At 31.6% G+C, this 9232-nt stretch carries 9 protein-coding genes; all 9 read left to right on the top strand.

All coding sequences use genetic code 11. The features are described from left to right. The first annotated feature begins 178 nt into the window (after nucleotides 1-178). Nucleotides 179-667: a hypothetical protein gene (locus tag Z053_RS0127025; protein ID WP_025668103.1), complete on the top strand. Its 489-nt coding sequence runs from the start codon at nucleotides 179-181 to the stop codon at nucleotides 665-667. A 714-nt stretch (nucleotides 668-1381) separates the two neighbouring features. Continuing rightward, nucleotides 1382-3094, top strand: a complete 1713-nt coding sequence (locus Z053_RS0127015) for a DUF4403 family protein (RefSeq protein WP_025668101.1) — start codon at nucleotides 1382-1384, stop codon at nucleotides 3092-3094. Between the two features lie 197 nt (nucleotides 3095-3291). Next, on the top strand, nucleotides 3292-4038 hold the full coding sequence (locus Z053_RS0127010; RefSeq protein WP_025668100.1) for a hypothetical protein: 747 nt from the start codon (nucleotides 3292-3294) through the stop codon (nucleotides 4036-4038). A 159-nt stretch (nucleotides 4039-4197) separates the two neighbouring features. Continuing rightward, nucleotides 4198-4896: a VOC family protein gene (locus tag Z053_RS0127005; RefSeq protein WP_025668099.1), complete on the top strand. Its 699-nt coding sequence runs from the start codon at nucleotides 4198-4200 to the stop codon at nucleotides 4894-4896. Between the two features lie 230 nt (nucleotides 4897-5126). Further along, nucleotides 5127-5945 (top strand): hypothetical protein, encoded by an 819-nt coding sequence (locus Z053_RS0127000; RefSeq protein WP_035097087.1) that lies wholly within the window; start codon nucleotides 5127-5129, stop codon nucleotides 5943-5945. A gap of 186 nt (nucleotides 5946-6131) precedes the next feature. After that, on the top strand, nucleotides 6132-6611 hold the full coding sequence (locus Z053_RS0126995) for a hypothetical protein (RefSeq protein ID WP_160112026.1): 480 nt from the start codon (nucleotides 6132-6134) through the stop codon (nucleotides 6609-6611). After that, nucleotides 6601-7122 (top strand): hypothetical protein, encoded by a 522-nt coding sequence (locus Z053_RS0126990; RefSeq protein WP_152538408.1) that lies wholly within the window; start codon nucleotides 6601-6603, stop codon nucleotides 7120-7122. Before Z053_RS0126995 ends, Z053_RS0126990 begins: the two co-directional genes overlap by 11 nt. Before the next feature lie 162 nt (nucleotides 7123-7284). Next, complete coding sequence (locus Z053_RS0126985) at nucleotides 7285-8073, top strand: hypothetical protein (RefSeq protein ID WP_025668094.1); 789 nt, start codon at nucleotides 7285-7287, stop codon at nucleotides 8071-8073. Nucleotides 8074-8338: 265 nt separating this feature from the next. Beyond that, nucleotides 8339-9127 carry an ankyrin repeat domain-containing protein gene (locus Z053_RS29480; protein WP_051476160.1) on the top strand — a complete coding sequence of 263 codons (789 nt, stop codon included), beginning with the start codon at nucleotides 8339-8341 and terminating at the stop codon, nucleotides 9125-9127. The last annotated feature ends 105 nt before the right edge of the window (nucleotides 9128-9232 follow it).

Genomic DNA, 9232 nt, shown 5'->3' with positions numbered 1-9232 from the left:
CTGAGGTTCTCGAAGGGTACGAATAAGCACGTCGAAGGGCACAACACGGATACACAATCCTAACAAAATCAAAAAGTTAGCTAAACCTTTCTTAAAAAAATCTCAGTTCCGAAAAATGAAACTGGCGTACTATATTCTTGTGTCACAAAATATTTATAAACCATAAAATATAGTAAACATGGCATTAGAAAATTTAATTAGTGTAACCTTTACAGAAGACGAATTAAACAAATTAACCCAGGGGATCAACACCATAAAAGAAGTGTTGTTGGGTAAAACAGTAAATCTAACTCCCGAGCAACGGGCACAGTACGGGCGTATTGCCAATCAAAACAAACTTATCGTAGACAAAGCCAAAAACTATATGGAGCAGCACCCGAGCTGGATTCCTAATTTTTTGGATAAGGAAGAGTTTGATCGCGATTATACCACTCGTAAACAAATAGAAACCCACGTACAACTGTTAGAAAATCTCTCCCAACAATTGGTCGATACCAAAACCTTATTAGACTATGATAATTACACTAATGCATTAAGCTTTTATCGTATGATGCGTTTTCTGGCTGGTGAGAACGAACCGGGTGCCAAATCGGTTTACCAAGATATGAAAGTCCTTTTTAAAAAAAATGGTGGAGTCACCACCGATACACCCGACACAGAACTATAAATCGATATCCACATCGTATCAAAACAGCCCCAGCCATAACGGCTGGTGCTGTTGTTTTTATAGTAGTTATACCAGTTTTGATTTAAATTTACTCATTAGAAAAATATCAGATTTTTGCATTAGGTAAAAAGATGCGTTTTTATTGGGCAAATTTAAGTCAGAAATGGTTTCACCCCTTATCGAGATGCTTCTATCCCTTAAAGACACGCTTCGAAGCGTTACCAAAGTCCTTCGAAGACTCCTTTTATGGCTTCGAACCCCAAAACATATCACTTTTACCCCTCCTGCCAAGCCTTCTGGGCCATACGATATCAGCTCGAACCCTGATCCTATCCTTTCGAAGCGTTACAATATCAACTCGAAGCATTAAAATATCAGCTCGAACTACTTTTTGATAGGGTACCCCCCATGTCGACAAGGGGGTACCCCCTTGTTGGGGATTGTGTTGTACCCTTCGGCTACGCTCAGGGTACTGTGCTTGTTTGTACCTTGAGGTTCTCGAAGGGTATATTTGATTCTCTAATATACTTCCGCTTTCAAAAACACAGAATAAATAAATACCCAATACAAGGTATTGAACCCCGATAACAGAATTATAATCTTTGAATATTGAATATCAGAAAAACTCTGAGGTATCAATATAATAGATATTACAAATAGATATATGCATACAAATACATACAGCATTGTTATCTATGATTAAAACCGAAAAAAATGGAAAAAACTAAATACAATATGAAAAATGTAATTTTTAAAATTGCTATTCTACTGATAATCATCGGAATCAATTTTAGTTGTAAGAGTTATAAAACAATGACTACTGTTCCTAAAAAATATGTTCTAAAGCCAAAATGGGATAATACAGAAAGTGAAATAAATTTTTCCGCCATACAGTCAATGACACCTTTTAGAAATGAATTAAAAAAATTAGAAAATGAGAGGTTTGATAATGAAGTAGGTGAACATCATGAAAAATTCCCAATTGTTGTAAAAACTAAAAACCCTCTTTATAACCCTAAAAAATGGATAAAAACAAAAAACCCTGCATACAACCCTAAAAAATGGATAAAGATTTGTGCTTTTGGTGCATGTTGGAAAGAAAAAAACCCTCTATATAATCCCAAAAAATGGATAAAAACAAAAAATCCCGCTTATAGCCCCAACAAATACACAACAATAGTAACATCTCTTTCAACTGTGAATGGGTATAAAATTTCAGTTTGGATAGATGGGAAAATAAAACTAACTCCTTTTGATGGCAATAAATTTAATATCAAAGTTCCTGTAAAAACTAAAGGATGGGTTACATTAATTACTAAATATACTCCACCGTTAGTAAGAAAACCTTTTGAGGGAAAAATGATGTTAGATTTAGATATTGAGGTCGGAATTGATAATAAATGGTGTGTTAAATTAAAACCAAATGCAAGTTTCAGTTGGGAAGATAAGTTAAAGCTTGATTTCACTTATGGTTTAAAACTTCTTCAAGTTGACATCACTAAATTGGCAAACCCTGAAATAGAAAAATTACTATCCAAAATAGAAAAAGATATCTCAAAAAGCTTTGATTGCGAAAAATTTAAAGCACAGGCAGAAAAAGAATGGGTAACTCGAAAATTCCAAATAAATGAACAATTTTGGGCAGTTGCAAAACCAACTCAGATATCATTATCACAAATACAAGCTGATAAGGATAATATTAAGATTTATGGAGGAATTAAATCAGATATAAAAATAACGAATGATATTTCCAATATTCCTGATGCCGGAAATCTTCCAGATTTAAATATTATTTCACCTATAAAACCTTCAATTAATTTGTCCTTGCCTGTAGAAATACCTTTTAATTATTTAGATACTGAATTAAGCAGCAGTTTTAATGATATTAATATCGGAAATGACGATTCAGAAATAAAAGGCAAACTGAAAGTAAAGAAAATTGAAACTTTTCCTTCAGGAAAAAATATTGGACTTAAGGTACAGTTTGAAACTGATATGACTAAGAATATATTGAATCTAAAAGCAACAGCATATTTTACTGGAAAATTGGAACACAAAAATGCTGATTTAGGAGCAACTCAAACTCAAGTCTTGGAAACTTCTAAGCATTATATATCATATACTTTAGATACTCTTGCTTTTAATAATTTTGGTAATGGAAAAGACAAATTTATTCTATCATTAGCCTACAAAACCATAAAGAAAGAAATTGAAAACATTAAAGCAGTGGATATATCATCAGAAGTCAAAAAAATAGAAGAGCTACTTTTAAAAGCAGTTGATGAATTAGTTATTAATTTACCACAAAAAGTAAAAGAAAATTATAAAAATATAGAAATTGAACGACCTGTCTTGAAAATTAATGAATGGGCTTATTCCGAAAAAAACCTAATCTTACTCCTAAATGCAAAAGTGAAAATAAAATAACGAACGCATAATAACTATAAACATAGCTAACAACTAATAAACCTTAAAATTTGGAATTATCTTGCAAAAGATTGCCTAATTTAAAGCCTGTCTTGAATCCTAGCAAAATATAAAAATTCGACTCTGGGTTTAATCAAAAATGTAGTACTTTTAATTCTTGTGCTAATCATAACCTATACATTAACGGTAATTAAAGAATGACAGAACAATTTCACATATTAAACGGGGACTCCCTTAAAGAACAATTTCCCGAAAATATTAAGGGAAGCATCATTATAGCTAGAGAATGCTTGGTTGACGGAAATGTAAAAGGAAAAAACCTAGACGAACTATTTGATTCGCGGGCTAAATTTATTAGTCAGCATTATGGTGAGACCGAACAGGGGTATTACCAAAAGGTGGTTCCCGAATTTCATAAAATTATAGCCATTAATGGCAACTCTGATATTAATCTCTGGTTCGAGGATGATTTGTTTTGCCAGGTGAATTTTTGGTTTGTAACTAATCTCTTGTTTAAAAAAGATAAAAGCTGTAGGGTTTTTCTTGTGAGACCTCGAACACATACACAATATGGCTTTGCTGGACTAAAGAAATCCGAACTTATATCGATTTATGAGGACAGGGTGATGCTAACAGACTTAGATAAAATCTCAAGCCTCTGGGAATCCTATCAGGACAATGATACCAAAACACTACTTAGCACGGCACTACAGCTTAAAGACAACTACCCATTTATACTTGCTGCGGTAAATGCTCATATAGAACGAATACCATCTAATGAGAATATGGGCAGACCGACCCAATCTCTTATTGCAATAATGGATGATATAGGAACAACCGAATTTGGCCCTGTGTTTAGAGAATTTAACAAAAAAGAAAGTATTTACGGGTTTGGAGACTTACAGGTAAAAAGACTTTATGACGAAATACTAAACAACCGCTAATAGTATGTAAAAATGTATTGAAATGCATTTCATCCAGACAGCATATCTAGTGTCTATATAGCGTGAGTTATGATATACACAAACACTTAAAAACACCAACAAACCAATATATGTACAGGTGTTATACATATATCATTGTTGTACATAATTATGATCAAAATGAAAAGAAAATATCCATATTTTGCTTTTTGCATTGTAGTATTGATAGTAGTAGGATGTGCAAAAAAAGAAGTAAACAATATGCAAATAGACCATATCATACTGGCCATAAATGACCTTGATTTGGGCATTAAACAATTTGAGGAATTAACCGGGGTAAAAGCTATATATGGAGGTGGGCATCCGAACAGTTATACTCATAATGCTATAATACCCATGGGCGATATGATTTATATTGAAATCCTGGCACCAAAGAATGAATTGGATACAATCCCCGAGTTTTTTAAAAACATGAATGCTTTAAAGCCTATTGGTTTTGCAATAGCTACCGATACCATAGAATTTCTGGAAAAAACAATCGTAGACTCTCAATTTGAAACCAAAGGAATTGAAAATTGGTCAAGAAATAAACCCAACGGAGAGGAATTGAAATGGAAGTTATTACGGATAACTAATCCAGGGGTAAACATTAATCCTTTCTTTATAAGTTGGTCTGATCAAACAACTCATCCTTCGGTTCAAAAGAACACCCTTTGTGTTTTGAAAGAATTTCAAATTAAAACTCCGAATAAGAAGGATATAACAGACATTTTATTGAAGAACAAATCAACGATTCCATTCATGAAGATGGAAGATGGTGATACAACACAACTCAAATTCACCATTAAGACCCCAAAAGGAGAGGTAACATTTAAATAAATTGCTTGTAAACAACAACAAAATCCAACAACACAGATTCACAATCCGTTAACGATAGTCATGCAAAAAAGTTCTCCTCCTTCTATATACATTACCATTGCCATATCAAAAAGATAATGGTAGCTTTGGGTGATTAAATAAATAAAACGATTATAAGCAATTACAAACACTTATAAGTGGGTATATGTGAATTGGTTTGCATATACTATTGTTGGCAACAATTAAAAAAAATGAATAAAACAATACTAATATTACTGACTTTAATAACGATTCTATCTTGTGAAAAAGAAAAAACGACTGAAATAATTCTCATTGGAACTCTACATAATCCAGAACCCAACTTTAATTCAGAAATCCTCTTTGATATACTAGAAGACATAAAGCCAGATTTAATATTACTAGAAGGGGATTCCTCATTTTTCACCACTGATTTTAGGTTAAAAAAAGCCTTAAATAGTAATGAAACTATAGCATCTACAAAATATGCTGAAAAATACCCTATGACCAAATTAAGGCCCTATGGTTTTGAAGGTAGAATTCAACACAGAATAAATATTGGTTCTCGTCCCACTGATGGATTAACCACAAAACTTCTAGACAGTTTAAATAAAGCCAATTTATTATCTGCTTCAGAAGCTAATATTTTTAATAAATGGCAAGCTCTTATAGAACCGCTAAAAGTACTAGCCTCTAAATCTCCTGAAAATTTTAATAACCCTACAACGGATAGTATTTGTGCAGAAAGGCAATATTATCAGTATAAGATGTTGACAAAAATAACAAATACAAGAGATGAGTTTGCAAACCGTTTTCATACTAAACCAAATGGACAAAAAATCAGTTATCGTGATGGATATCAATTAGCTGATGAGTTTTGGGATTTAAGAAATCAAACTATGGCTAAAAACATTATGAGAATGGCTGAACTAAACAAAGGAAAAAGAATTATCGTCACTAATGGGTTCATGCACCGTTATTATCTTATAAAAGAATTAAAAAGGTTGACCAAAGGAAAAAATATTATTTTAAAAGAGTTTTACGAAAAATAAAAAACTGTTGCCAACACCATATATGTGACCATAGCAGATGAGTGATCAATCGAATGGTTGTTGTATTTTTGGTAAGGTGCAATGCTTGCAGAAATGAAAATTCGCAACCAATGCGCAGAAAAACTCAACGCAAAGTAACAATTTACTCTACTACGACACATATATTAAACGTTATGCATAATAATTATGAAAAAACTATTATTTATAATTTTTATATGTTCAATAATTTCATGTTCTAACGGAATTCCAAAAATAATGGACGGAAATTGGATTATTACTGAAATGGAATTTAATGGGAAAAAGGTATATCCAGAATCAATCTCTAATGGAATAGAAATAACATTTAATGTAACAGGATTTGAAAATGCTGAGAAAATCAAATTCCGAAATAATCGTTCTGAGGTTATCCTTCCGGGATTTAAAAGCGACAGAATGCATGTTGATTACATCAAAAATAACCAAGAAATTGAATTCAAATTAAGTGATAGTAACTACAATGATGAGATATTCAATTTTTCGAAAAAGGTTTTTCTTAATAGTTATAAGATACAAAAAGGTGAAAATGAAGGTGAGTTAATTTTGAAATCCAAAACAACGCTCTTAAAAATAATAAGCGAAGATGTTTTATTAGAGAACCAGGTTCAAAACATCTTCGATGGAATATAAACCATTAAAAAAAGAAAATAAAATTAACTTTATCGACATCAATCAACATTTTATGAGAAACCAAATTATACTAGTAGCTTGTTCATTTATTTTTATTGCCTGCAACAAAAACGAAACCGCCCCAACCCTATCAAAACCCAAAGAGGTCAAAGAAATAGAAGGAGCATGGAAAATGGTATATGGAGAGATTAGAGAAGGAGATTCTGTAAAAATTAAAGACATGACTACCTCAGATTTTATAAAAATCATCGGTAAGGATCATTTTGCATTTTTTAATCAAGATCATACCAACCCAGATGGTTTTTATGGAGGCGGAGGCACATATACCCTGGAAGGAAATACCTATACAGAAACATTACAATATTGTGCGGTAGAGGCTGTAAGAGGTCATAAATTTCCGTTTACCATAGAAATAAAAGGAGATACTCTTATTCAACATGGGTTAGAAGAGGTAAAAAAAGCCAACATAAAAAGGTACATTGTAGAAAAATATATTAGAAAGAATAAATAGTATACTCTTTTTTGGGGCAATTACATGCTCTTTAACCTGAAAGCATGATAGCTTTGTGAGTAAACAAATAAATCACTTGTAAACAACTATTAATAATTATAAACAGATATATGTGTACTGGCCACATATGTAGTATTGTTAGGCAACATAAAAAAAAGAACATTGACATATCGCAAAACTAACCTTAAAACCATATGGCAACGCGCCAAGATTAGACCAATTTTATTACTTATTTCATTTCAAGGAATTGCATTTACATTGTTCCTTTTCATTCCCTTAGCTCTGATTGTGAACTCATTTAAAAGTGATTTACCTTATGTTGATAATGTAGAGAAAATAGAATCTAATGGAATTAAAGAAAATGCTATTTTAATCAATATAGAGTCAGTTAATAATATCACTATTAATGGTGATAATCCTCAAATTTTGACTTATGAATTTGAATTAAACGGAGAAAAAGAACAATCTAAGTTTAATGTTTTCGATCCTGAGAAAACTAATGAACTAAAGAAAGGTGATATAATTCCAATTAAGCATTTGGATGGAAAATCTATTCCAACCGAATTCGAACAATATTCCTTCGGTTTCGATTTTGTCTATTATGTCGCTTTGGTATTTTTATTGGTCGGGTTAGTTTTTTGCTATCTTCTATACTCTCGGATTAAGAAAGAAATTTATCTTTACAAAACTGGAAAAATTAAAGAGGGTAAAATAATTTCAATAAGCCACAATAAAGGATTTACATTTTCAAAATTTGGAATGTCGATGGATGTACATTATGAATATAAAAATAATGTCTCCAAATCGAGGTCTAATAATTTTGCCTTAACTAATAACAAATCAATTGGAGATACAATTAAAATTTTGGTTTCACAAGACGGAAAAACATCTTGCTTATATCCAGAATTAATTGCTAAAACCAATGGTTGGAAAGAAAATTATGTTGCCTAACACGGTGTATAAAACATAGTTAATAATTGTAAATCAAAACATAAAATTCGGCTCTGTGCTTATCTGAAATATAGTACTTTTAAAATTGCTACGTTTCATACACAAAAGTTAACAATAATTAAGATGGAAGAAAAATTAAGTAAAGCTATCCTTTCTGGTGATATAGAATTTTTGAGATCTTATATAAATGAAGGAGGGCATTTTAATAAAATGACTGAAAAAACCACTTGAATTAGCCGTTTTATCACAAATTGACCATAATGGATTGGCTCAAATCACTAAACTAATCATAGAAAACTCTGATATTGAAGAGCAAGCAGAGGTATTAGTTGCTCTCGCTTCTGAAGATAAAGGTTTGAAAGAGGTAAACATACTTTTAGAGAGTGGAGTATTTGTCGATGTATTACATAATGATCAATCAGCTCTGCAAAGAGCAACAGGCAATAGTAATTTAAAGATGGTATATCTTCTATTACGTCATGGTGCCGATCCTAATAAAAAAGGGAAATATGGAACTGCTTTAGAACTTGCAGAGGAAATGTATTATGAACCCGCATATTTGGGTATGATGGAAGCCTTTTTAAAAGGTCAGCCAAAATCTCCATTCGATTTCATTGATAAAGATAAAGTAAAAAAACGATTGACTACCTGGGCTATTTGCTTAGAAAATTTTGGAAAAAACCACAAGGATCAAACGTTTTACGTTTTAGCAATTAATGGTGGTAAATTAATAGCCAATTCTGAAGAAGCTTTTCAAGCTACTCTTAAAACGTATCAAGATCAATTTCCTAGTTATAGCCAACAAGAAAAGATCTATTCTTTAAAGTTTAGCCCTGGAGATTTTTCTTTTCATCAAATTGAAAAAGAAATAGAAAATGCTATAGAAGACCATAAAGTGGCTATAGATTTTTCATTTATGGAGCCACTAGAAAATGATAATAGAACCGAAGAAGATCTACTAATAGAGGGGTTATTAAAAAATAAGCAAGTATATACTCAAAATATAAATATAACCAATGACTTTAGGATTATTGCTCCTGGTCATTCTTATTAAGAAAACAATTGCTAACATTATATAAGTAAAAAGAAAACCAGGCAACGTGGATTTGAAATCTGTGTAATATAACACTCAATATCTAAATAAAAACCTTAAAACTTC

Origin of the sequence: Aquimarina megaterium XH134 (genome assembly GCF_000520975.1) — a bacterium.
Lineage (GTDB): Bacteria > Bacteroidota > Bacteroidia > Flavobacteriales > Flavobacteriaceae > Aquimarina > Aquimarina megaterium.
Note: the sequence above shows the minus strand (reverse complement) of the source record. Positions and strands in the feature narration are given on the sequence as shown.